This is a genomic window from Leptospira noumeaensis, from assembly GCF_004770765.1.
GTDB lineage: Bacteria > Spirochaetota > Leptospiria > Leptospirales > Leptospiraceae > Leptospira_A > Leptospira_A noumeaensis.
The window spans coordinates 13,384-38,187 of sequence record NZ_RQFK01000026.1; the positions used below are offsets into that span (position 1 = coordinate 13,384).

Here is a 24,804-nt window from a genome sequence, read left to right on the forward strand (position 1 = left end):
CTCCGCCCATTACAGGATAAACAAATCATGGCTGGAGATCCTTCTCAAATTCTAAAAAAAATCGGACTTAAGGTAACAAAAAACCGAGAACAAGTTTTGTCGATTCTGCAAGGATCCCCTAGACCGTTAAATCACCAGGAAATCATGGAAAAACTTCCCAAAGAGGAATCTTGGGATCGGGTCACCATCTACCGTGCCTTATCTGATTTAGAAGAAAAAGACCTATTAAACTCTCTTCATTCTACAGATCGCGTCACCTATTTCGAGTTAAAGTCTGATGGGAATCATATTGTATCCAAAGCACACGGCCACCTTATCTGTAACAACTGTGGTAAAATTGAATGTATCGATGATCCTTGGAATGGGATCCCTTCCACCAAACAGTTAAAAGGTTTCTCCACAGAATCAGTAGAAATTGTTTTTAGAGGCAAATGTAGAAATTGCCAATAGAAATTCAGTCCTTAGTTCCAGAAAAAAATCTAAAACATTTATATCACATCGACACTGCATTAAAAGATGCAGGTTTTGAATGTTACTTGGTTGGTGGATCTGTTCGAGATTTGGTAATGGGAAAAGCACCCAAAGAATTTGATCTCACAACAAATGCAGAACCCAATCAAGTCAAACGACTCTTTCGAACAGTAATCGATACAGGAATCGATCATGGTACTGTTACCGTTGTTTTGGACAAAATCAATTATGAAGTTACCACTTACCGAATCGACAAAGATTATACTGATGGTAGAAGGCCAGACCATGTTGAATTTGGAACCACATTATCCGAAGATCTGAAACGAAGAGATTTTACAATGAATGCTTTAGCATTCGATATCAAAACGGGTGTACTTGTGGACGAACATTCTGGAAAGAAAGATATCGAACAAAAAATCATTCGTACAATTGGTGACCCTATCAAAAGATTTACCGAAGATGGTTTACGCCCGATTCGGGCCTTACGATTTGCGAGCACTTTGGATTTTGTCATTGAAGCAGAAACCAAAAAAGCAATCCATGAAACAAAACAAATCACCAAAAAAATATCCTTAGAACGATTTCAAGATGAAGTTTTAAAATCCTTTTCCGGATATAAACCTTCTCGGATGATCCAACTGTTAGCAGAAGAAGATATCTTTCAAATTTTTCTACCAAATCTTTCAAACAGACTTGATCCTAAAAAATCTATTTTAGAACGATTGGATTTGATCTCTAAAGAATTAACAGGAATGCAATTGGCATTTGCATTTTATGCGTTACTTGGAGAAATTTCGTATAAAGATTTAGAATCTATATTAAGAACATTAAAATTCTCTGGTCAAAATACAAAAGATTGTCTTTTGTTTTTTGAATTTTTATCGCGATGGGAAACAAAACAAAATTTTAATATAGAGGATTCCTTTCTTTTAAAAAAAGAATATTTAGCGCCCGTTAAACGCCATTTTCAAAAACGTTTCCAACTAGACTCCCAATTCATCCAAAAACTAAGCCCCATCTTTGGAGCAAATATCTCCGAGATGATCCGAATTTGGGAAGAAAACCCACCCCTCCTCCTCACTGACTTGTCACTCAACGGGAACCATCTTTCCGAATCCTTCCCCGATTTGCCCAAAACCAACTATGGAATCATTCTAAACCAGCTCCTAGACCTTGTCCTACACTCGCCTAAAGAAAATGAATATTCTAGACTATTACATCACTCTGCTGTTTTAATAAGCAATTTGACCAATTAATTTCTAGTTTTTCTCTCATTCGAACCAGCGATTGTTTCTTTATTAATCAAAAACTAATTTTTTTTCCTCTAGAACCCATTCAAATACACTGTTTCTATTTTTTTCTTCCTTAAGTCGAATTTGGATCCGCCAACCTGGTACACAACTTGCACAACAAGTTCACATAGGAGAAATGGCAAATGAGAAATAAATATAATCTTCTCGCAACTTCGGTTGCCCTTCTCGTTTCAAGTTCAGTTTTTGCACAAGGCGAAGCAAAAGAAAAATCTTGGTACGATAAGATCAATGTTTCCGGTTACGTAGATGTTTTCTATATGTATACTGCAAACAATGTTGAGGGAGCAAAACGTGATGCTTCAGGAACTTTCAACACGCAAAACAAACAATTCGGTGTCTCAGCTGCAGCACTTGATTTGCAGAAACTTGCGGACAAAGATAGTCCTTGGGGATTTAGAACTGTTTTCCAAAACGGTCAAAACAACGTTTATCAAGAAGCACCTTATAACCAAACGAATAGTACTGTGAACATGAACATGCTCCAACAAGCATACGTTTCATTCTACTTCCCAGTATTAAAAGGTTTGACTGTTGATATGGGTAAGATGGCCACGCACATTGGTTATGAACTTTTGGAAACAAAAGATAACCCTGTTTATACGATTGGTTACATATTCTTTAACACAATCCCCTTCATCAACACAGGTGCTAGAGCAAACTTAGCAGTTTCGGATAAATTGAACTTAGGTTTTTATCTATACAATAGTGTAGGTGGAACTGGTTCAGATATCACTGCGTATAACAATGCAAACGTGTCTACTTACCGGGACGGTGTTAACAAAAATAAAGCTGTGGGAACGCAGGTTTCTTACGACATTATTTCTGATAAACTTAAAGTAACATGGAACACACTGTATGGCGTGGACGTAACTTACGCAAGACCATCCAATGCTGACTACTGGATGAACGAAGTGTATGGAACTCCTATCAACGCAAAACGTGCTAGTTACCAAAACGATTATTGGATGATTAACAACGTGATTTTGAATTTCACTCCAAACGACAAAACTCTTATATCCTTAGACTATACACAAGGGGATAAAAGTGGAGCGGCTGCTACTTTAACTGACCCAACAACTCAGGTTGATATTGATGGAACAGGAACAACAAAAGTATCTCTCACTCGCGATGACAGTAACGCAAAAAGAACTTACAAAACATACGGTTTGTGGTTCCGATATAAGTTTACTGATAAATGGGCACTTGCTGGACGTTACGAAAGAATTGACGATTCTAGAAATGGCGGCCCTCTCGGCGTGAGTAACAACACTGCAGGAAGACACGACCTTCAATACATGGGTAGTCTTGGTTATAACACAACTAAATACTACTTAGGAAGCGCTCAAACTTTTACAATCACACCTACTTACTACTACGGAGACAACATTATCATCAAAGTTGACTTCAGAAGAGACCAAGCAAAAGGTCAAGTTTTCACTGACGAAAAAGGGCAACCTCAAACGTATCAAAACGGTGTAACTTTAGGTATTGTTGCAACATTCTAAGGAAAAGGAGAATAATAAAATATGAAATCCAATCAATCAAAATCCGGATTCGTCTCCCTGGCAATCATGGTAGCTTTGACAGCAGTGTCATTTGTAGGTTGCGCTGAGTCTTCAACGAAAAAGAACGAAGATGTTACACTTCTTACTTACTTAGTGTCAAATCCTCATGCACCGGTTGGAGCGCAAGCAGACTGTGTTGTGTCCGTAGGACTTATCAACTCTTGTGTTGGAGCAAAAGTTCAAGTGGATGCTGGTGCAAACTGCTCACTTGTAACTATCGCTGACAACCAAGCAATTGGTGCCGATTATGCTACTATCAAAACAAATGTAATTAAAAAATACAATGAGTTGAAATGTAACATTGCGGAAAACAAATATGCAACTGCTTCAGCTGCAATTGATGCTTTCAAAGAGCCGTTGACATTTACTTCAACTGCCGATGCTACATCAAAAGTAGTTTTTTCAGCACCTACTTATTACTAAGTAGTAACTGAAAAACCATTTTAAATATAAATAGAGTGGGACGTCCCCCACTCTATTTTTTTATTTCTCTTCCAAATGATCTGAACCCTTTTGTTCGTTTTGATTCTTCTTTGAACCTTTTAACCATTTTCCCCAGCTAAATCCCTGAACTCTAGCACTTGCAGGTTTTACTACGTTTACGGTTCGCACTAAGTTTCGTTTGAAGAAAATATAAATTTCCTCATCAGGTTCCGCACCAGGTTCATAAATAGATATGGGACGAGTGTAAACCAATACGTCCCCATCTCCACTATAAATAATTCTATCTGGCTCACCCAAATATTCTTTCACAAAAATTCGAGTTTGTTTGTAGAGTTTCTCTAACATTACTTCTCTTATCTTTAAACCATTGTAACCTTCTTCAGTCAGAGCCTCTCGTTGAGCTTTTCTTTTATCTTCTTCTGTTTTTAAATCATTTTCAGATTTAGTGAGAAGTTGATTACACTTTGACTCGTCTTGAAAAGTCTCCATACAATTTTCAAATAAAACTTGTTTGTTTTGAATGATTCGTTCTTCGGAAGAAGAACATTGGAATAAAGAAAGAATTATCGCGGTTGAAATGAGTGGGAAGTTTTTCATTTTTCTATGTTATACTTAGACTCAAAATCTTCCAAGCACTATGCAAAAATCTGAGCAAATTTCTAGTCTCAAATCATCAATCTGATTAACCAGCTTTACAAAACCAAGAAATGGCAGATAATCAGAATTTGGTAAAAATTCAATTTTGTCCGAAAAATCGAAACCTAGGACAATTCCGAATTCGGCTTCCTTGAAATTCGGAACCTCCCCCATTGAAAAATTATAAAAAAAAACAGAGCTCACTTATTTTATAATTACAATTTTAAAAAAAAGTCCATAATTCAATCCGTCTCATCGCACAGAGTACCGGAGATTTCTAATGTCAAAATTTTATTCCAATCTTTCCATTCGGTTAAGACTATTCCTATTACCTCTTCCCATCTTTGTTTTTCTTCTAGTTTTACTCGTTTTATTCGTCCGGACACAAAATGAAAATATAAATTTCACTTACAAAGAACTTAAGGGAATCCAAGTCATCAAACCGGTTTATCTTGCATTTCAAGAAGGTTTAAAAAGATTAAAAATAGGCCAAGAAGAATCCAAAACGTTAAAACCTTTAATTGAAACAGGGGCAAAAGAGATTATACTTTCTGAAATATTACCCGAGGATTCCGTTGAAATTACAAAATGGAAATCTTATATAAAAATTGATAATTTTGACCAGCTAACAAGTAGAAATTTCCTAGTAGATACTCAAGAATTAGCAATTAAAATTGGAGACCACTCTCATCTCATTTTGGATCCAGAACTTGAATCCTATTACCAAATGGAAATTATTTTATTTCAAATACCAGAACTGTGGAAAAATGTAGCACTACTTAAAGAAGTCATTAGAGATGAATATCTGGGTTCCAATCAAAATCAAAAAAACTTTTCCAATATAAGTTTTACTAAAGCTGTGATCTCAATCAATGCAATTGAAGAAGTTTGCACTAACATTGCTAAATCAAACCAAAAAAGTTTAGAAAATGCACCCAAACATGCTGAGAATATTCAAATTAATATTACCAAAACGAATACTACTTGTAAACGTTATATCGAAGAATTGAAAAACATTTTTCTGATAGAAAATGCAAAACCAAAATCAGCCGATTCTTTGTTTACTACAATTCACAAAGGTACCGCTATCGGTGCTGAAATACAAGGTTCGTCCATATTGATTCTTGAAAATTTAATTCTAGAACGACTCGCAGAGCAGAAATTACAAAGAACAACCAATATCATCATAGTCATAATTACATTAAGTCTATCTATTTTACTTATACTTACAATTTTTAAAAGTATCAACGACCCTCTTGAAAAAGTTCTATTAAAAATTATTGAATTATCCAGTGGTGATGCTGACCTAACAAAACAATTACCCGATTTTGGAAAAAATGAAATTGGAGAAATTACAAATTCTATCAATGAATTTTTAAAAAAATTAAACCACATCATGAGTCAATTAAAACTCTCAGTAAAGGAAGTAGAAAAGGTTTCCAATCAGTTAAAAGAAGATGCACTTTCTGTATCTGATAATGCTTCCGGACTTGCTTCCACATCGGAAGAATCCGCTGCATCACTTGAGGAACTTTCATCTTCGTTCGACATTATGTTTGGATCCATTTCTGATGAGACAAAAAATATTTTTAAAATCGCAGAAGAAATCAAAAACCTCGAAGATTCGATTAGTAGTATCGAAAAGGAATTATTACAACTCTCCGATGAATCCATTGCATCTACAAATCTAGCTGACCTAGGAAATCAATCCATACGAAGCACTGATTCATCAATGGTAGAAATTCGCACTGTCACCGGAGAAATTGCTGGTATTGTTGATTTAATAACGGATATTTCAGAACAAACCAACTTGCTCGCGTTAAACGCAAGTATTGAAGCAGCACGCGCTGGTGATGCAGGAAGAGGCTTTGCCGTTGTAGCGGAAGAAATTTCGAAATTAGCTGATAAAACCCAAATTTCAGTTAAAAACATAAAGGGTTTAATAGAAAAAAGTAACATGGCCGTTAATAACGGAGTGAATCATGTAAACGAAACAGTAAATTCTTTAAGCAAAATTGTTGGGCAATCGAATCGAATACAAACTGGAGTTGGAAAAGTAAAATCAGAAATTTCGTCCCAATCAATCAGCCTAACAAATGTTTCTCATGAAGTAAAAGAATTAAAAACATTGGCAGAATCCATTGAATCGTCAAGCCAAGAACAAAAACGTACTTCACAAGATATGGTTGTCAGTGTAAACACACTCTCAGGAAACGCACAGGAACTAGCACAAAGTTCAGAAGACCTAAATCGCGTAAGTGTTACGATTAGTGAAGTAGCAATTTCGATTTCAAACATTGCGGATTCATTTAGAACTAATTAACTTGTAATATTCATAAACAAAATTTACTCAAGTTAAGATACAAAACATCTTTTTGATTTTTCATATCTTAACTTCTTATAACAAAATAAATGATTGATTAATTGACTGCTAATAATCGTTAGAAGTTAAGTAGATAATTTTTATCTACTTCATGTGAGATATACGTTCTATGTCAAAATTTCTTTCTAAATTCTCTATACAAAGTCGACTTTTGCTCCTCCCTACTCCTCTAATTGTATCACTTTTAATCATTCTGCTTATTTTATTACGTTCGCTAAATGGAACCATTGAATTTGCAAAAAAAGAACATTCAGGAATCCAGGCAATCAAACCTATTTATTTTGTTTATAGAGAAGGGCTGAAACGATTCACAATTGGACAAGAAAACACAAAAGATCTTTTACCTCTTATAAAATCCACAAGGTTACATATAGAAAAAACAGAACTTCTTGATAAAGACACAAAAGAACTTACTGTTTGGAATCATTACAATCAGTTCAGTAATTTTGACACCCCTACTTCTAGAAACTTTCTAAATGATACACAGGAATTAGCTTTAAAGGTTGGTGACTTTTCTAACCTCATACTAGATCCAGAAGTAAACTCGTATTACCAAATGGAAATTACCTTCTTTCGAGTCCCAGAAATTCTAAAAAATATTGGATTACTTAACGAAATTATTCGTGATGAATATTTGGATTCAAGGAAAAAGAATAATGAGTATTCAAGTGAAAGTTATACCAAAGCACTGATCTCCATCAATTTTATAGAATCTACATGTAAAGAAATACAAAAGTCTCATAAAAAATCTATAGACGATGAATCACCTTATGTTGAAGAACTAAAGAAAATATTACAAGAGGCAAAAAAATCTTGTGATCATTTTTTATTAGATCTAAAAAAAAATTTCATCGAAACAAATTCGAAACCCAAAACCTATGAGGAACTTTTTTTAATTTTAGAAAAAGGATCAGACAATATTGTTACGATCCAAAACAACTCCATTTCAATTCTTGAAAAACTGGTGAACGATAGAATCCAAATTTTGTCCTTTCAAAGAAATTTGAATATTGGCCTCGTTTTCATTTCCTTATTGATATCCAGTATATTTGTAATTTTTATCTTTCGAAGTATCAATCATCCTTTGATTACCGTTTTATCCAAAGTCAATGAACTTTCCAGCGGAGAAGCTGACCTAACAAAAACTCTTCCCAATTTTGGAGCAAATGAAATAGGAGAAATTACAAACTCGATTAATTTGTTTTTGAATAATCTCAATCATATCATGAATCAATTGAAAATTTCCGTCAGTGATTCGGAAAAAGTTTCGTTCAAATTAAAAAAAGATGCAATCTCCGTTTCTGACAATGCATCATCTTTGGCTTCGATTTCAGAAGAGTCTGCAGCCTCTTTAGAAGAACTTACCACTTCTTTCGAAATAATGTTTCAATTCATTACAAACGAAACAAAAAATATTATTAAAATTACAGAAGAAATGAAAACTATTGAAGGTTCTATATCTAAAATTGAAAAAGCCCTTTCACAATTAACTGACCAATCCATCAACTCTACAAATTTAGCCAATTTAGGAAATCTTTCTATTCAAAATACAAACCAAGCTATGTCTGAAATTCATTCTGTTACCAAAGAAATCACAGGAATTGTTGATTTAATTACTGAAATTTCAGAGAGAACCAACTTACTCGCATTAAATGCAAGTATTGAAGCCGCGCGTGCTGGAGATGCAGGAATGGGTTTTGCCGTAGTAGCAGAAGAAATTTCCAAGTTAGCCGACAGGACCCAATCATCTGTCAGAAACATTAAGAGACTGATAGATAAAAGTAATTCAGTAGTAAACGTTGGGGCAAACCATGTTTATGAAACAGTGAATGCTCTCAGTGAAATTGTAGAACAATCGAAAAGAATGCAAGTTAGCGTCGATGATTTAAAAGATGAAATGACTACGCAGACAACTAGCCTTCTCAATGTCACCACTGAGTTAAACGGATTACAAGAAATGGCGGAAACCATTGAGTTCTCCAGTAGAGAACAAAAAAAAGCATCCGAAGACATGGTAAATACGATCAATAATCTTTCTGGAAATGCACAAGAACTTGCCAACAACTCAGAAGACTTAAACCAAGTGAGTCAAAAAATTGGAGAAATTGCGGGAACCATTGCTATGGTAACCAACTCATTTCACACCAATTAAGGATTTTTTCTACCAAAAGTTCATAATAAGGACTCTCGATTTTTAGAAAATTTTTTGGACTCATAAAACCAAATATAAATTTTGAATTGATGGATTGAGGCATGGTTCCTTGTTTGGTTTCTATGTTCTCATCTCTGATACGTTTTATTTCAAAAATTAATTCGATAATAATCAAACTAGCCATATTTCAGTTAACATTTGTTAATTGTAATTTTCTAGAACCAACAAATAAAAATAATTCACCATTAGAGAATTGGATCTCTTTGTCTTTGATTACTAACTATACGTATGCCTCTGATTTACAGAAGAGAGCCATAGCCACAATAGGCATTTTACCAAGTTCCGTACCTGGGTCAGAATCGGATTCTTTAGCACTCATTAGTTTAGGAAACAAACTTTTTAGAGATAATAAACTATCATCCAATCATGTTCAGTCTTGCCTCACTTGTCATCCCGTTGATGGTAATGCAGCAGGAATGGACAGACAATCCAAATCAAGAGGAACCTTTGGCCAACTGGGAAAAAGAAACACTCCCACTATTCTCAACGTTGGCTTTTTACCTATAATTTTTTGGGATGGAAGAAGAAGTACATTATACGATCAAGCCATTGATCCATTTGTGAATCCACTGGAAATGTCTTTAAATTCGGATACAGAATTACTCACTCGGATCCAAAATGATTCCAGTTACACTTCGTTCTTTGAAAGTGCGTTTCCCAATTCCCCGGCTCCGAGTATTCATGCAATTCGTATGGGGCTTGTTGCATTCGAAAGATCTCTCGTATCAAAATCAAAATTCGATGATTTTTTGGAATCGAATGTACTCGCACTTAAAAACGATGAATTAGATGGATTAAAAATCTTTTTGGATGTAGGATGTACAAATTGCCACAACCAAAATCTTTTAGGCGGATCTCAGTTTGCAAAACTAGATACAGTTCATTCTTATAATGTGAATGATTTAGGAAGATCTGAATTTACAGGAAATGCTGCCGATAATTTTTTCTTTAAAGTTCCACCCTTACGTAACGTAACACTAACAGCGCCCTACTTCCACGATGGAAGTGTTTCTACAATCAAAGAAGCAGTACGTCGTATGAATCATTACAATCTGAACAGAAACATCAGTGAATCAGAAATTGACTCACTGATTACTTTTCTAAAAACCTTATCAGATAAAACAAAGACAAATTAAAACTATTGACAATAAATACACAGGTTGAAACTGTGGCATTACCTTTAGGGAGGAAACAGGTGAAATTCCTGTGCTGACCCGCAACTGTGATGTATCTAACATAGCATAAACTATGTTAGATGATAAGCCAGATCTTCCCCGCAATGTTTTCTCGTGGATTGGGAACTTTGCACACTTACACATTTCTGTTCCAACAACAGATTTTGTAAAGGGGCCCCGAAGGTAAACTCGGGGCACCCGTATGGAAAAAACACTACTTACATATCTATCTATAGATTTTAAGACTCTTCGTCTTCTGACGTGGATAAACCTATTTCCAGTCCGTGTTCCCCTAAATTCAAATCAAGATTTAGGAGAATCTAAATGAAAACTTCACTTAAACTAACACTGGTGATGTTATTTACACTGTTTATCACTGCATGTGCTGATAATGGCAAAGTAGACAAATCAGAAGCTGACAATAATTTGGCTTTAGGATTATTGAAAACAGCAGAGGCATCTGCAAAAGAAGCAGGCCAAATTGAAATCAGAGGAACATTTTATCAAGGTAGTTGTTCTGCAGGCACATGCACAACTCCAGGTTCCAACACAGTTACAATCCAATCCAATTTCGGAACAACAACAGGATATTTGTATGTTGATTATGTAAATGGGGCCGGTACATCAACTTACAGAGTCAACGCCGAAATCGTGGAATTTAGCAACACGGATCGAGTGCTTTATTACAAACCCAAAAACAGTGCAAATATTTCTGCACTCATTTGGACAATCACTGATGCAAATGAAATTTTAATTTGTGATGTATTTAATGGCAAACCAACGTTAGCTGAGACTAAAACAGATCTGGCATCAAGAAAAGCATCTGGAACAGTTTATACCACTAATCCAAAAGCAGCAGGCTGCAATGGATCATTTGCATTTAATTTCTTAACTAGAACTTTCTAAATTCAAAAAAATTTGCCTTTATTCACTTGGATAAAGGCAAATAGGAGACAACTCGTGGCCCAGTTTCAAACAAAATCTTTACTGTCTTTGTTCCTAATCACTTTGACTTTTTGGCAATGTACGGAGAAGGAAAAGAATAATGACCTCATACTTTCATTATTAGTACTGCCGCTTGCCAATTCTTCTTCTGTAGGTCCTTGCCCGCCAACTTCTCTCCCTACAAATATTCCTATTGCAAACACTGTTGTTTCTGCCAATTCGAGTGTGAGTGGATTCAACGACTCATCAAAAGCAATCAATGGTATTTGTGGTGGTGGCGAGTTTTCTGGATCTTTGGATGTATATGCTTTAAATTTAACGGGAGCAGGTGCCACAATGATTTTATCGTGGGCCGGAAAAACCGTAAAAAATGTTTCGGGAAATGATTTTATCATCTATGAAAATCCATTTAGAGTTTCAGAAACTAGTGATCGTTATGCGTTCGATCCAATGGTAGTTCAAGTTTCTTTTGATGGAACAAACTATTGCGGTTTTGATTTAAGTGGTTTTAATCCATCCGTAGCGGATAGTAATAAAATTTCTTCTTGGCCGGGATTTGCTGGTCTTAGACCGGTCATTTACAACATGGCCACCAAACCATTTAGCCTAACTGAATTGTTTACCTCCGCAGGAAGTGGTTTTTTGTTAGGTGGTGGTGATGGATTCAACCTTGATGATTTGATCGTTGGTGGGCCCGGTGCTAATTGCGATTCGACTGCTCGTACGAATATCCAAACCAATGGATTTAAATTTATAAAAATGATTTCAGCTACAGCTGTCACAAATCCAAATACGGGATCAGGGTATGTATATCCACATTCCTATAACAATGGCCCAGATATCGATGGAGTTGTTGCAAAATCTGTTGAATGATCAAAATCCATTTAAACCATAAAACAAAGATTACAATTTGTAATGATTAGAAGAAAAAACTTCTAATGTAAATTCAAACGATTGTTATACTCATTTTGAAAAATCCAACTCTTACTTATTGAAAAAAATCTCAGGTAAGAGTTGGATTTACATTTTTAATATGAAATATCGGTTGGTTAGTTCGTTACTTCTTTCTTCGGCTAGACTTTCTTTCCGATCCACCACCAGAACTAGTTGTAGATGAAACTTGCGCTTTGGTTTTGTTCGACTTAACTTCATTTCCAAACATATCCACTTCCGCCCTTTGCTCCTCTCCAATTTTTTTGTATTCTTTTGGTGAGGATTCATCTTGGTTACGATCGGATTCAGTGACTTCAATTTTTAAGAGAAAAGAAACCACTTCATTTTTAAGACTTTCAACCAACTGGTCAAACATCTTAAATCCTTGGAGTTTGTATTCAATGAGCGGATTTTTTTCGCCATATCCGACCGTCCAAATTCCTTCCTTCAAATGATCCATTGCATACAAATGTTCTTTCCATCTATGATCCAAAATGTCTAAAAACACATTCCTTTCAATAGATCGCCAAACTTCTTCCCCAATGGATGAAACTTTGAATTCATAAAGGTCTTTTACCAATTTAGAAACAATCTCAAATACTTTGAGTTGAGGGTTTGCTTCTTTTTTAAATTGTTTTCCATCTATGATTTCTGTGATTCCTAAACTTTGTAACCATTCATTGAGTGAATCAGTTTCCCAAGCGTCTACGTTATTACCTTCGCAATATAAAATGACTTGGTTTTCCACTACTTCATCAAAAAAATCCGCGATGGTTCTCGACATATTCCCTTTGTCTAAAAGTTCATTTCGGATTCCATAGATATAGATTCTTTGACGGTTCATCACATCATCATACTCTAACAAATGTTTTCTGATATCAAAGTTATGACCTTCCACACGTTTTTGCGCACGGGCAATGGCATTCGATACCATATTATGTTCTAACTCTTGGCCTTCAGGCATTTTGAGTGTATCCATAATTCGAGCAATTCGATCCGATCCAAATATTCGCATCAAATCATCTTGTAAGGATAGATAAAATCTAGAAGAACCTGGATCCCCTTGTCTACCAGAACGACCTCGAAGTTGGTTATCAATTCGGCGTGATTCATGTCGTTCCGAACCAATGATATGTAATCCACCAGCTCCGATTACAAAATCATGATCTACTTTCCATTTTTTTGCTTCTGTTAGAATTTTATTACATTCTTTTTTGATACTATCGTTTCTTATTTCAGATATCTTTGTTTCTGCCTCATCAAACTTCTGTTTGATTAAGTTTTCACGAAAACTATAAATTACTTCTAAATCAGCTTTGGTTTTAATACCTAAAGAATCACTAAGATCATCTAACTTCTCAAGATCCTCTTTGTATTTTGGTGCCCCACCAAGGACAATATCCGTTCCCCGGCCTGCCATGTTCGTAGCAATGGTAATCGCTCCAGGTCGGCCAGCATTGGCTACAATTTCCGATTCTCTTTCGTGTTGTTTTGCGTTCAAAACGTTATGCGCAATTCCATGTGAAGTGAGAAGTTTAGACAGTACTTCCGATTTTTCAATGGAGATTGTACCCACAAGTACTGGTTGTTTTTTAGATACCTTTTCTTGGATGTCTTTTACTACAGCATCAAACTTTTCTCGTTCTGTTTTATATACTCGATCTGCCATATCCAAACGTTGGATTTTCAAATTGGAAGGAATCACAATCACATCTAAATTATAGATTTTTTTGAATTCTTCTGCTTCCGTGTCCGCAGTTCCTGTCATACCAGCTAACTTTTTATAAATACGGAAATAGTTTTGGAAAGTGATGGAAGCCAAGGTTTGTGATTCACGGGCAATGGTTACCCCTTCTTTTGCTTCCAAAGATTGGTGTAATCCGTCAGAATAACGTCGTCCCTTCATCAAACGGCCAGTGAACTCATCCACAATGATGACTTCTCCGTCTTGTACTACATAATCTTTGTCTCTATAAAATATCTTATGAGCTTTGAGTGCTTGTTGTACGTGATGAACAAGCTCTATGTTTTCTGCTTGATAAAGGTTTTCAACACCTAACAACTCCTCCACATGATGAACACCCGCTTCTGATAAAATTACATTTTTTGCCTTTTCATCAATCTCGTAGTCTTCACCCTCAATGAGTTTAGGGATGATTTTATTTACTTTAATATATTTGTCTGTCGATTCTTCTGCAGGTCCAGAAATGATGAGAGGAGTTCTTGCTTCGTCCACTAAAATGGAATCCACCTCATCCACAATGGCAAAGTTATGTTGTCTTTGTACACGGTGTTCTTTGTAACTCACCATGTTATCCCGTAAATAATCAAAACCAAACTCGTTATTAGTTCCATAGGTGATGTCAGAATTGTATGCAACTTTTCTTTCTTCATGATCCATATCATGTTGAATGACACCAACAGAAACCTTTAAAAATTCAAATACAGGACGCATCCAATTCGCATCCCTTTTCGCCAAATAGTCGTTAACAGTAACAACATGAACACCTTCATCAGAAAGTGCATTCAGATAAATAGGCAAGGTAGATGTTAAAGTTTTACCTTCACCTGTTTTCATTTCAGAAATATTACCCCAATGTAAGGAAATACCACCCATCATCTGCACATCAAAATGACGCATACCCAAAGTGCGGTAGGCCACTTCACGAACCGTTGCAAATGCTTCAGGCAAAATATCATCCAAAGTTTCACCAGAGGCCAATCTTTCTTTAAACTTAATGGTTTGAGCGGATAACGTTTCATCATCCATAGCCTTGATTGTCGGCTCAAAAGAATTGATAGCGTCTACAATTGGATTTAATCTTTTTAAATCCCTTTCATACTTACTGCCGAATAAAATTGTTAATATTTTTTGAAACATACTGAGTCCGTTATAAATTTATAATATTTCGAAATATGGTAGTGGCTGTTTCCGCCATTACCTTTTGTTTGCTGGTTATATCAGAAAAATCTCCAGTACCTTTTGCAATAAACTCTTTATGAACTGACTGCCAAACATTTAACATTTCTAAAGTTGGTTCTAAATGAGTTTGAAAAGCAAAAACTTTGTTTTTATAAGCAAACATCTGATTTGCATAGAATTCACTAGCAAGTAAATGTTCTGCACCGACAGGAATGTCAAAAATATCCTCATGAAGGTGAAATGCTAAAATTGATTCTTTGTTAATACCTTTAAAAATTGGATGTTCTTGTTTTAAAATTTGTAATTCAGAAAACCCTGTTTCTGGGCCTTTTGTTCCCGGCCGAACATTGGCACCTAACGCCTTCGCAATGATTTGTGAACCCAAACAAATCCCAATGAGTTTTTTGTTTGGTAATGCTGCCACGTTGTTTACGATATCGTAATATGGTTTAAAAAACTCTTGTTCGTTTGGATCAGCTACCGACTGCGGGCCACCTAACATAACAATCAAATCAAAATTCAAATGAATTTCTGGCATCAAATGGATTCGCCTATCATAAGCATTTTGATAACTAATCCGGTAACCAGCTTCGCGAAGTAAGGGTTCTAAAATTCCTGGACCTTCACAATCTATAAATCTTATGAATACCGCTCTCATAATGATTCCATTCCAAATTGGTATCGAAAGAAATTAAACTTAGCATCCTTTCGAATGACTTCAGCCGAAGCCTGTTCTGAAATTGATCCTAAAAAATTATAATACAACCGCATAGGTTTTGTTACAAACAACATGGTCTCTGGTGTTCCGGTGATAAGCCCACCTTCTTTGACACGAAAAGGTGGTTTCATAAAAACAATAGGAACTTGGATCTTCCGATTTTTGATTTCAATTTCCATTCGTTCTTTGGCCAACTTATAAACTTCACCAAACGGACGATCGTCGGAGATATCGGGAACGATTTGGTAAGGATCTACAATCATATATAATGCTTTAGTAGGAAACTGACTTTCGATTTCGGCATGTAAAAGATTAAGTGCAGGAATTTCTTTCCAACAAGGAACACAGTCAGGTGAGTAAACATTGAGGGCGATTTCTTCTTTTTCGAGTTTTGAGAAAGAAATTTCAGCTCCACTTGCGGTAAGTCCGGCCCAGGACTCCTCTCCAAAGTAGGAGGATTTTGCAGGGGCGCAACTAATGAGACATAAACTAAAGATTGAGATGAGAAAAGTTTTCATAAAGCCCATATATTGGACGATCCTTCCCCATGGTTTGGACTACGAGAAGGCCTGTAAAGCCCGTTTTCGAACTTTCCCTTGACATCTGACCCCCACCCCTCAGTCTGGTCTAACATTCCACTCACTGCCTCCGGGGAATCAAAAAAACATGAGCCAATCGCATAAAGAAGACTTTGATATCGTATCCTTAATAGAACTTTGCCGGGAAAAAAAATACGAAACTTGCGTGGCTGGTTTCAGCACGATTGATAAAATCGATAAAATCACTCTTCCTAAAAAATTAAAGAACCGTAAATTAACAGTTCAAGCATTATACGCACTTACTAATGATATGGTTCAGTGGAAATACCTTTCCTCTGAAGAAAAAGCTCTCCTCCAAGCGGAAAAAGACAAACTCGCTGGTGTTACATCCACTGCGGGAACTTCCTTTGCTCCTCATGCAGAAGAAGACATTGAAGAAGATTTTATCCCAGAAGAAGAAGCACGTAAACCAGAACTCGAAGATGGTTTCGAAGATGAGTTTGGTGACGATTCAGATGATGACGAGGATGAAGAAGAAGATGACGACTTCGACGACGACTCTGATGACGATGATGATGCAGCTGACGAGGATGAAGAGGACTAAGAGGTTACTCCCATTCCTCTAACTCCTCTTTTTCAAAACAACCTTCTCTACAATTTTCAAACCACCGACAATTCTTATCTACACTCAAGAGTCTCCCCTGAAAAGGAGGCTTCTCGATTTCTCTCAAACCTCCGCAAAGATTCAATCCCTGTGGTTTTGGGTATTGGTGCTTTATACATTGTTAGATCTTTTACAGAATCACCAAACGAACACCAAACTATCGTTTTCTGGGAACCTCACAAAGAAATTTATGAATTAAAAGAATTTCAATCGGAGTTACAAACCCTTGAAAACCAGGCAAAATCGAAAGGAATCCTTTGGTTTTTGATTACGGGAACCACCCCTAATTGGTCAGAATTAAAAGCCAAAATCAATTTTCTTCCCAATGTTTCTGAATCTTTACGATCCAAATGGAGTTTGTACGCCACTCCAAGTTATGAAAGGTTGTTTCCTGAACTTACGAAAACCTGCCAAACCTACTTTCAATCACAACAGTCCTCAAACGAAATCAACAGGAACACAATCCAACATTTCCGTCATCTATGGACTCATAACTATTTAAAAAACAGAACCAGCCTTTTTTCTAACAAAACTAGTTTCCAATGGTTCCAATCCTTTTCAGGAAAAAATACATCCGTTTTGTTTGTGGGAGCAAGTCCAGGTTTGGAAATTGACCTACCCAAAATTCAAAAAGAAAGAAACCGTCTTCTGATTTTTGCCAGTGACACAGCTCTCGGATACCTTTTGCCAAACGGAATCATCCCTGATTATATTGTATCTTTTGATTCAGGTCGAGGAACTAATTATCATTTTTTATTAGATGTACCAAAATATATCCCCATCATTACTTGGTTAGGTGGGTCATCTTATATTTTTGAATTAACCAATCCCAAAATTCTAGTCAATACCGGCCACCCTCTGGATCAAATTCTAGAGCATTTATTTTTGAATGGACTTGGAAAAATTTGGCCACATTATTCCAATCCCAGTTTGAATTTGCTTGGGATGGTAGATTCCCTTACGAAATCGATAGAAAATAGAAATTTTTTTATTACAGGTGTTAGTTTTTTAGCAGAACGTGGGAAATCCCATTGTAAGGGCACTGGTTACGAAAGGTATTATTTGCCAAACACGAGTCGGCTAAGAAGTTTAGAGTTTATCACCAAACGTTTGTATTCTGGCGAAAGAAAAGGCAAAAATCAAAAAGCTTGGGAAGAGATGAATCGAAAAAATTCTCTTTCTCTGTTTCAATTTTTTTCCGACGCAAAGGAAACAAATTTCCAATCCAAAAAAGATCAGGAACATTCTTTAGAAACATTTCAGGGATTTCCCCCATCGATAGCAGAACTGGCAAAGTGGGCTAACCAAGACCATTCCGGCATCATCCATAAAAAAACCCTTACCACTTGGTTGCGGTTTTCACTAAGTTAAGCTCCGAATAGAACGGGTATCTCTTGTAGATTCCATTCAGCGCGTTCTTTGTTTGCGGGAATTCGATCAAAAGCTTTTGTTTTTTTGGATTTCCCCTTAGGCCGGCTTTCGATATCTTCTAAAATTTTTTCCAGTCTCTCTTGCATGAGTAAATGCAAATTCATTTGGTCTAACATATCCATAGTGATTTCCTCCACTGTTGATATCACTATACAATTTCCCTGGGACAAAATAGAAATTGGATGGGAAAAAAATATCTATTGCGTCCAAAAGAATTTAAAATATAAGAGTGTTACGGGAAAAAGCGTTTGTGAATTTTCAAGAAATTATCTCTCAATTAGAAACCGCAAAAGAATCTAGAATCAACTTTTACTTTGTTACAGAAGAACAAAATCAGGAGATATACGCATTACTTGTCCATGTAATGGGGTATATGGATAAACTTTATTTAGTAGAAGTCATCTTCACTGTCCTCAAAGAACTTCTAATGAATGCCAATAAGGCCAACGCAAAACGTGATTACTTTACCCGTGAGAACCTAGACATACAAAACGCTGGTGACTATGCTAAGGGAATGTCCCGATTCCAAGAAAACATCATCATGAAGTGGAATGAACAATTGGACAGGTTAGACGGCGGAAATTACTACATCAGCCTCCTCATGAAAGTGGAAGGAAAGTCTATCCACTTTGCTGTCGAAAACAACGCACCTATCACAAAAGAAGAACTAGCAAGAGTTAATCGAAGGATTGAAGTCGCTAAAAATTATAACGACCTTTCCGATGCATTTACAGACGTTTCAGACAGTACAGAATCTGCTGGTTTAGGGTTAGTACTCATCCAACTCCTCTTAAAAAACTCTGGAATTGGTTCTGAAAAATTCAAAATTTTTACAAACGACAAGATAACGCGCGCTACACTTTCTGTACCAGAAGTCACAACCCCTGTTGAAATCCAAACTGATTTAAAAACAAAACTCTTAAACGAAATTGATGGGCTTCCTCCACTCCCACATTCTCTTACAAAAATCATTCAACTATGTAACAATCCCGATTCTGACTTACATATGATTTCGCAAGAAATCGAAAAAAATCCTGCTCTCTCTGCTGATCTATTAAAACTTTCTAACTCTGCTTTTTTTGCAAATCGAAGCCAAGTCAGTTCTATCCTACAAGCGGTAAAGGTTGTAGGACTAAAAAACTTACGAAACCTTCTTTATGTATCTGGAGTTCGTAAAATTATGGATGGCCAATATGGCAAGATGATGGATGTTTGGGACCATTCCAGCCGTTGCAGTTATTACGCTCGTTATCTGGCTACAGAAAACAACCATACCAATAAAATTGCCGATATTATTGCCGTAAGTGCCTTGTTACACGATATTGGAAAATTCCTTTTACTTTCTGTGGATCGTGGATTTTTTAAAAAAATCGAAACCTACCAACGTGGTGTTGACTCCGGTAACTCTACGTTACTAGAAGAAATGGCAATTGGACTGAGCCATCCGCAACTGGGCGCACTCCTTGCAGAAAAATGGGAATTCCCTTTAGATTTACGTGTTGCCATCGAATACCATCACAAACCTTTTTTAGCACCACCAGAACTACGCGATCTCGTTGAAGTCATCTATATGGCAAATATGATGGCTGACTACCACGAACAAAAAAAGGGATTCTATGCGATTGACAAAATCCTACTCGCAAAATTTAATTTAGATAATATCGATGTGTTCTCTGCTGCAGTGAACAAAATCGAACTGCTATTTAAAAAGTCTAATGAGTAACAATGAATGAAGTTATCCGTTTCGAATCCGTTTCTTTTGTTAGAACAGACAAAAAAATTTTAGACAATGTCAATTTTTCGTTAAATGACGGTGATTCTCTTGCCATTATAGGAAGGAACGGAGCCGGAAAAACCACTCTCATCAATCTGCTCTTTGGTTATTCATGGCCCACAGTCGGTACAATTTCTGCATTTGGGGAAACATACGGCGAAACTCCAATGGCACCTTTACAAAATCGTATTGGGATGGTGCAACCCGGCCACCAAGAATCCTTATTACAAAGACTCACCACATTTGAAATGGTACTGACTGGTGTGATTGGAACCCTTGGGCTATACAAAGACCCAACAGAAATGCAAGAAAAGACCGCAGAATCGTTGTTACGTTCTGTAAATTTAATCCACAAAAAAGACCAAATTTATTCCACCCTCTCTTCTGGGGAAAAAATGAAAGTTTTGTTATTACGTGCCTTTGGGGTAGGAAAAGAAATTTTAGTTTTAGATGAACCAACGGCCACCTTAGACATTACTGCCAGAACCGATTTTGGAAAGTCCTTATTCCAATTAAAAACAAACAACCCAAAACTCACAAGAATTCTCATCACTCACAGAATCGAAGAAATTCCTGAAGACTTTTCCAAAGTGCTTTTACTAAAAGAAGGAAAGGTAATTAGTTTTGGAAATAAAAACGAAGTGTTAACCGACAAAAACCTTTCTAAACTTTATGATCTCGATTTACAAGTGAACGAAAAAAAAGGACAGTATTCCGTTACTGTCCTTTCCTAAAGAATTCAAAATTTCTAATCAAAATCTTAAAAGCCGCTATCAGTTGTTAACTCCTAAATTCTGTACAGGAATTGAATCTTTGATTTGAAACTGTACCCAAGCTTTGGATACAGTGTTTTCCTTCATTTATCGATTAGTTGGAATACATTGACCTTTCAATAAAGTTAGAGGCACTACAACCCGCAGTTCCGACATCAGAGATGGTTTTGTCTTGTGCGATACAGAAGATTTTCCACCAACGATTGGAATGGTTTGGTGCAATGGAATAGTTTCTCACTTCCCCTACACTTCCTTTGAAGACCCGAACATTGGCACCAGAGATTCCCATAAGGGCTTCACCAGACCAATTGTAAATGCTGTAATAGCGGTTAGGTTGACTCCAAATAGATCCTTGGAGAGTGATTGTTTCTGGACCAAATCCTGTTGTGATATCGTAATCCAAACTTCCGTTCCCAGCACCGAGTGGAGTTTTGTTATTCCAAACGATACGGTTATTCGCCGAATTTCCGTATTGTAAGTGAGAGTCCAAATCCCGCGGTTTTGCACCCCAAGATAGCACCACTCGCATTTCGTTATCAGGAAGGATTGGTGTGACTAAGATGTTTTGGTTTGCAGGAGTTTCCGATCCAGCAGAGACAACCGTTCTGTATGTTGTGGAATAAGTCTCTGATACGGAAGTGCAGTCCCCTCGTTTTCCAGAACCCGATACTTCTAAAGTGTAGTTACCTGGTGGCACGGAAGGGATCACATAAGATCCGTCTGTGGATGTTTTTACAGATGCGATAGTCGCACCATTGGCATCGATCGCATAAGCTCCCGATTTTACATTCACACCTGGTCGAATGCGAGCCGTTAGGTTACAAACTCCAGTATTATACAATGCCGAAAGTGCACGTCCAGAAATCGAACCACTGGTTTGGCTTCCTGGAACAAAAGTAATGATATCAAAGTTAGTCGTAACATCCGCTTGGATGTCCACAATTCCCTCTACTGATGCATATCCTGCCGAAACAAATCGAACTTTCCAACGACCTGCGTTGATATTGAAGATTGTGTATTGGCTCGCATTAGAAAAGATAGTGGAACCAGTGGCAATCGAAGAAGGTTGTACACCTGCTGACGGACGTAATGTTCCACCGTTAGGATCAACTATCTCCAAAGAATAAGTTCCAAGGAAAGAGAACCCACCAGGAGTTCTGACAGAACCGGATAAGTGACCACGACCATCATTTGTAATGATAGGAGTGTTCACAACGACAGTTCCGCCGCCAGTCCCTACTTCTACAGGGAAGTAAGTGGTGATTCCATTTTTTTCCACACGAAGTTGGTAAGAACCTGGAGAAAGGAATGGGAAACTATAACTTCCATTAGATTGCGATGAAACAGATCCCACCACTTGGTCGGAACCGGAAGTTCTATTAGAAGAAACAGAACAATTCGGAGAATCAAATCCTCCTGAGCAGTCACGGTGCACATCGGCAGTGAAATTTCCACCGACCAAACGACCGAGAGTCACAGTGGCTCCACTTACATTTTGAGTGGATACGGCATCCGTCACCACACCAGTCACAGTGGCTCTTGGGCTATGCGCCACAGTTCCGTTCAAATTGAAGACAGCAGGTGAAAACGCATATTGGTTGGTTGCCACGCTTGATGTGTCCACTCGCAAACTTGCAGAAGACAAATAATTAGATTGGTAAGAAGGAGCCACACGATCCACAACAATCAGTTGGTAAGAACTTTGGCGAAAGTTGTATTCGTTTCCGTTAATGATATCGATGGAGGCACCGTTATCATTTGCCCGAGCCACACTCGGTGATTGTGCAAGGGTAGTCGCTGAACCTGTTCCCAATTGGAATAATGCATATCCAACTCTTCCCGCCTCATCATTCGTAAAAGGGACAGGAAGGATGGCAGGTAAAGTCACAACATAAGAACTACCACCAAAACTAAACTGTCCTGCAGAAGTAGTGGTGATGTGAGCCAGACTAGATCCATCAGCGGAAGTATTTCCTAAAAGAACCACAAACAGTCCCGATTGGCTTGTGTGAGTGGAATTTGCTGTTGGCGCCGTATCACGAATCGAAATAGATCCAACGATTTGGGAACGAGCAGCAATGGAAGTCATAGAAATGGTTCCCGCATTGTAATTGTTTCCATTCAAACTCACAGCGAGTGGATTGGAAGAACAAGGAGTTGGATTGGATCCACAATAGTTTTCAAACCCTGGAGCCGAAATGTAATAAGCCCAAAGCCCACTTGCACCAAGGAAGGATACTTCTTTGGTTGTTGGGTTGACTTCATAAAGTTTGTTTCCATAAGTTTGGTATGCCCATGGGCCAGAACCTTGGACTGCCGCCAAACAAGAAGCTGTTGGATTTACCGCACAAGAACAAATAGAACCTGCTTGGTTTAAAGAACAATTGGTTCCTGCAACTGCACTCAGTGCCTCAACAATCCAAAGTTTGACTGCGTTTCCAAGTTTTGGATCATCTTTCAGATACAAAAGTCGAGATGGTGCTTGGTTGGCCGAAGGCCTTACGTTGATGACAGTTCCTGCAACATGATCCCCATTAGAGTCTTTAACAAACCCTGTGACAAGAGAAGGTTTTGCAACAATGTAGATTGGATCGGCAAGGGCTACGTTTTTGGTTCCGCCATTAGGAGACGCTGTAAACAAAAAGGATTGTGATACGGTGTAAAATACCGGGTTGGATACTTCTATGTAGTAAACACCATTTGTCAGGTAACTTCCATCGATGGCAAAACTTCCATTCCCAGTAATTTGTACTGTTTGTAAAATAGCACCTTGTTCGTTCTTAAGTTTGATAGTGAAAACAGAAGTGGAGTCAGAAGGAAGGGCTCCATTTAGGATATTTCCAGTTAAGTGAAGGTCACTTTCTGTTGCTGCCATCCAAGGAAGACTTGTTTCCCCTAAGTCAACTTGGGCCACAGTGTTTGGATTGGTTCCAGGAAAAGTGTAGTGAATGAATTCAGTGGTATTGGCAAAGGGTTGGCCAGATACTTCTACCGAATCACCAGCATATACAACCGTATAATTTCCGTTAGGAAGTGGGTTGATGTTGATGACAAAAGAACCGTTAGCGCCAGTGACTCCCGTTCCTACAGTATTTCCACTGGAATCAACAATAGAAACTGTAATCCCGGCAACTGGACCTGCGGGAACTGTGACTCCACCACCAGAAAATCCTGGACTTGTGACCACTCCTACAAATTGTGCAGGGCCTTGACCATAATACAAACGTTCTGCGAGAAGATTTCCCACATTCACCAAAGTGTATGGATTTTGAGTCGGATCAAAAACAAAAGAAAAATCTTGGTAAGTATAGTTGAGGCCATATCCCGTATTGATGAGAACTCGGTAGTTGTTATTAGGAAGGTCAGTTAAATCAAATTGAAATTTTCCATTGGATCCAGCATATGTGGAGGCAACAAGAGTATTTGTTTCTCCGTTGGCAACTTCGATTCTAACAGAGATTAAAGTAAGATCGATACATCCAGGAGCTGCTGGAGCACCAGGGTTTCCGCAAACTACATTCGCAGGAACACCAGAAACAACTGGAACAATGGTTCCAATGACTCGCGCTGGGCCATGGGTTGCTACTTCTTGTCCGGAATTATTACCAGGAACTTCTTCTGGATCGGTTGGTGTCACACCATCACCAGGTGTGGGGAGAGGAACCCCATTGGAATCGGGAGGAACCACGACTCCATCTCTTGCATCGGAGACAGCACCACCAGTTCCTAGTAAGAACCAGAACGGCATTGATTTCTTTTTGCGGGAACAACCCACAACTGCTAAAGATAAAAGAACGAGAACGGTTATGATTCCTCGAACACGCATAAGACTTACCCTCTATCAAAATTCGCTTTGTGGAAAAACCACAGATTTTCTAATGCACTTCGGGAAATTCCTAAGAGAT

20 protein-coding genes are annotated in these 24,804 nt (G+C 37.5%); 13 read left to right on the forward strand and 7 right to left on the reverse strand.

Annotated features, from left to right (window positions below; all coding sequences use genetic code 11):
• Positions 1–27 precede the first annotated feature (27 nt).
• From EHQ24_RS08255 to EHQ24_RS08270, 4 genes are all read left to right on the forward strand, one after another.
• Positions 28–450, forward strand: a complete 423-nt coding sequence (locus EHQ24_RS08255; RefSeq protein ID WP_135601204.1) for a Fur family transcriptional regulator — start codon at positions 28–30, stop codon at positions 448–450.
• Positions 441–1,727, forward strand: coding sequence for a CCA tRNA nucleotidyltransferase (locus tag EHQ24_RS08260; protein ID WP_135601205.1), 1,287 nt, complete (start codon positions 441–443; stop codon positions 1,725–1,727). Before EHQ24_RS08255 ends, EHQ24_RS08260 begins: the two co-directional genes overlap by 10 nt.
• A 179-nt stretch (positions 1,728–1,906) precedes the next feature.
• Positions 1,907–3,289 carry an outer membrane beta-barrel protein gene (locus EHQ24_RS08265; protein ID WP_135601206.1) on the forward strand — a complete coding sequence of 461 codons (1,383 nt, stop codon included), beginning with the start codon at positions 1,907–1,909 and terminating at the stop codon, positions 3,287–3,289.
• A 21-nt stretch (positions 3,290–3,310) separates the two neighbouring features.
• Positions 3,311–3,772: a hypothetical protein gene (locus EHQ24_RS08270; RefSeq protein WP_135601207.1), complete on the forward strand. Its 462-nt coding sequence runs from the start codon at positions 3,311–3,313 to the stop codon at positions 3,770–3,772.
• A 60-nt stretch (positions 3,773–3,832) separates the two neighbouring features.
• On the opposite strand, the gene EHQ24_RS08275 is transcribed toward EHQ24_RS08270, so the two are convergent.
• Positions 3,833–4,390 carry a hypothetical protein gene (locus EHQ24_RS08275; protein WP_135601208.1) on the reverse strand — a complete coding sequence of 186 codons (558 nt, stop codon included), beginning with the start codon at positions 4,388–4,390 and terminating at the stop codon, positions 3,833–3,835.
• 319 nt (positions 4,391–4,709) lie between these two features.
• Here EHQ24_RS08275 and EHQ24_RS08280 point away from each other — a divergent pair, with 319 nt between their 5' ends.
• Positions 4,710–6,752, forward strand: coding sequence for a methyl-accepting chemotaxis protein (locus tag EHQ24_RS08280; RefSeq protein ID WP_135601209.1), 2,043 nt, complete (start codon positions 4,710–4,712; stop codon positions 6,750–6,752).
• Between the two features lie 169 nt (positions 6,753–6,921).
• Entirely contained in the window at positions 6,922–8,964 is a 2,043-nt protein-coding gene (locus EHQ24_RS08285; RefSeq protein ID WP_135601210.1) for a methyl-accepting chemotaxis protein, read from the forward strand.
• On the opposite strand, the gene EHQ24_RS19320 is transcribed toward EHQ24_RS08285, so the two are convergent.
• Positions 8,933–9,148, reverse strand: coding sequence for a hypothetical protein (locus EHQ24_RS19320; protein WP_208725836.1), 216 nt, complete (start codon positions 9,146–9,148; stop codon positions 8,933–8,935). The genes EHQ24_RS08285 and EHQ24_RS19320 overlap by 32 nt on opposite strands.
• A 79-nt stretch (positions 9,149–9,227) precedes the next feature.
• Here EHQ24_RS19320 and EHQ24_RS08290 point away from each other — a divergent pair, with 79 nt between their 5' ends.
• From EHQ24_RS08290 to EHQ24_RS08300, 3 genes are all read left to right on the forward strand, one after another.
• On the forward strand, positions 9,228–10,160 hold the full coding sequence (locus EHQ24_RS08290) for a cytochrome-c peroxidase (RefSeq protein ID WP_244310346.1): 933 nt from the start codon (positions 9,228–9,230) through the stop codon (positions 10,158–10,160).
• Positions 10,161–10,523: 363 nt separating this feature from the next.
• Positions 10,524–11,105 carry a hypothetical protein gene (locus tag EHQ24_RS08295; RefSeq protein WP_135601211.1) on the forward strand — a complete coding sequence of 194 codons (582 nt, stop codon included), beginning with the start codon at positions 10,524–10,526 and terminating at the stop codon, positions 11,103–11,105.
• A 54-nt stretch (positions 11,106–11,159) separates the two neighbouring features.
• Complete coding sequence (locus tag EHQ24_RS08300; protein WP_135601212.1) at positions 11,160–12,017, forward strand: LIC_13355 family lipoprotein; 858 nt, start codon at positions 11,160–11,162, stop codon at positions 12,015–12,017.
• A gap of 184 nt (positions 12,018–12,201) precedes the next feature.
• Here the strand turns inward: EHQ24_RS08300 and secA are convergent, their stop codons facing one another.
• From secA to EHQ24_RS08315, 3 genes are read right to left on the reverse strand one after another with little or no spacing between them, the layout of a single operon-like run.
• Complete coding sequence (gene secA, locus EHQ24_RS08305; RefSeq protein ID WP_135601213.1) at positions 12,202–14,958, reverse strand: preprotein translocase subunit SecA; 2,757 nt, start codon at positions 14,956–14,958, stop codon at positions 12,202–12,204.
• A 10-nt stretch (positions 14,959–14,968) separates the two neighbouring features.
• Complete coding sequence (locus EHQ24_RS08310; RefSeq protein ID WP_135601214.1) at positions 14,969–15,658, reverse strand: type 1 glutamine amidotransferase; 690 nt, start codon at positions 15,656–15,658, stop codon at positions 14,969–14,971.
• Complete coding sequence (locus tag EHQ24_RS08315) at positions 15,655–16,245, reverse strand: hypothetical protein (protein ID WP_135601215.1); 591 nt, start codon at positions 16,243–16,245, stop codon at positions 15,655–15,657. Before EHQ24_RS08315 ends, EHQ24_RS08310 begins: the two co-directional genes overlap by 4 nt.
• 139 nt (positions 16,246–16,384) lie before the next feature.
• Between EHQ24_RS08315 and EHQ24_RS08320 the strand changes: the two genes are divergently transcribed.
• Entirely contained in the window at positions 16,385–16,861 is a 477-nt protein-coding gene (locus EHQ24_RS08320; RefSeq protein WP_135601216.1) for a DNA primase, read from the forward strand.
• A gap of 150 nt (positions 16,862–17,011) precedes the next feature.
• Positions 17,012–18,292 carry a 6-hydroxymethylpterin diphosphokinase MptE-like protein gene (locus tag EHQ24_RS08325; protein ID WP_244310347.1) on the forward strand — a complete coding sequence of 427 codons (1,281 nt, stop codon included), beginning with the start codon at positions 17,012–17,014 and terminating at the stop codon, positions 18,290–18,292.
• On the opposite strand, the gene EHQ24_RS08330 is transcribed toward EHQ24_RS08325, so the two are convergent.
• A complete protein-coding gene (locus EHQ24_RS08330; RefSeq protein WP_244310348.1) occupies positions 18,289–18,501 on the reverse strand; it encodes a hypothetical protein in 213 nt (70 codons plus the stop codon). The genes EHQ24_RS08325 and EHQ24_RS08330 overlap by 4 nt on opposite strands.
• A 101-nt stretch (positions 18,502–18,602) precedes the next feature.
• Between EHQ24_RS08330 and EHQ24_RS08335 the strand changes: the two genes are divergently transcribed.
• Positions 18,603–20,075, forward strand: a complete 1,473-nt coding sequence (locus EHQ24_RS08335) for an HDOD domain-containing protein (protein WP_135601217.1) — start codon at positions 18,603–18,605, stop codon at positions 20,073–20,075.
• A 2-nt stretch (positions 20,076–20,077) separates the two neighbouring features.
• On the forward strand, positions 20,078–20,860 hold the full coding sequence (locus EHQ24_RS08340; RefSeq protein ID WP_135601218.1) for an ABC transporter ATP-binding protein: 783 nt from the start codon (positions 20,078–20,080) through the stop codon (positions 20,858–20,860).
• A 133-nt stretch (positions 20,861–20,993) separates the two neighbouring features.
• Here the strand turns inward: EHQ24_RS08340 and EHQ24_RS08345 are convergent, their stop codons facing one another.
• On the reverse strand, positions 20,994–24,725 hold the full coding sequence (locus EHQ24_RS08345; RefSeq protein ID WP_135601219.1) for a Cna protein B-type domain protein: 3,732 nt from the start codon (positions 24,723–24,725) through the stop codon (positions 20,994–20,996).
• Positions 24,726–24,804: the final 79 nt, after the last annotated feature.

Bases quoted from the DNA above. Each gene is read 5' to 3' on its own strand.
- EHQ24_RS08340 (WP_135601218.1), top strand. From the start codon at position 20,078: ATGAATGAAGTTATCCGTTTCGAATCCGTTTCTTTTGTTAGAACAGAC.
- EHQ24_RS08265 (WP_135601206.1), top strand. From the start codon at position 1,907: ATGAGAAATAAATATAATCTTCTCGCAACTTCGGTTGCCCTTCTCGTT.
- EHQ24_RS08270 (WP_135601207.1), top strand. From the start codon at position 3,311: ATGAAATCCAATCAATCAAAATCCGGATTCGTCTCCCTGGCAATCATG.
- EHQ24_RS08320 (WP_135601216.1), top strand. From the start codon at position 16,385: ATGAGCCAATCGCATAAAGAAGACTTTGATATCGTATCCTTAATAGAA.
- EHQ24_RS08280 (WP_135601209.1), top strand. From the start codon at position 4,710: ATGTCAAAATTTTATTCCAATCTTTCCATTCGGTTAAGACTATTCCTA.
- EHQ24_RS08315 (WP_135601215.1), bottom strand. From the start codon at position 16,245: ATGGGCTTTATGAAAACTTTTCTCATCTCAATCTTTAGTTTATGTCTC.
- EHQ24_RS08275 (WP_135601208.1), bottom strand. From the start codon at position 4,390: ATGAAAAACTTCCCACTCATTTCAACCGCGATAATTCTTTCTTTATTC.
- EHQ24_RS08345 (WP_135601219.1), bottom strand. From the start codon at position 24,725: ATGCGTGTTCGAGGAATCATAACCGTTCTCGTTCTTTTATCTTTAGCA.
- EHQ24_RS08285 (WP_135601210.1), top strand. From the start codon at position 6,922: ATGTCAAAATTTCTTTCTAAATTCTCTATACAAAGTCGACTTTTGCTC.
- secA (WP_135601213.1), bottom strand. From the start codon at position 14,958: ATGTTTCAAAAAATATTAACAATTTTATTCGGCAGTAAGTATGAAAGG.
- EHQ24_RS08255 (WP_135601204.1), top strand. From the start codon at position 28: ATGGCTGGAGATCCTTCTCAAATTCTAAAAAAAATCGGACTTAAGGTA.
- EHQ24_RS19320 (WP_208725836.1), bottom strand. From the start codon at position 9,148: ATGGCTAGTTTGATTATTATCGAATTAATTTTTGAAATAAAACGTATC.
- EHQ24_RS08310 (WP_135601214.1), bottom strand. From the start codon at position 15,658: ATGAGAGCGGTATTCATAAGATTTATAGATTGTGAAGGTCCAGGAATT.
- EHQ24_RS08295 (WP_135601211.1), top strand. From the start codon at position 10,524: ATGAAAACTTCACTTAAACTAACACTGGTGATGTTATTTACACTGTTT.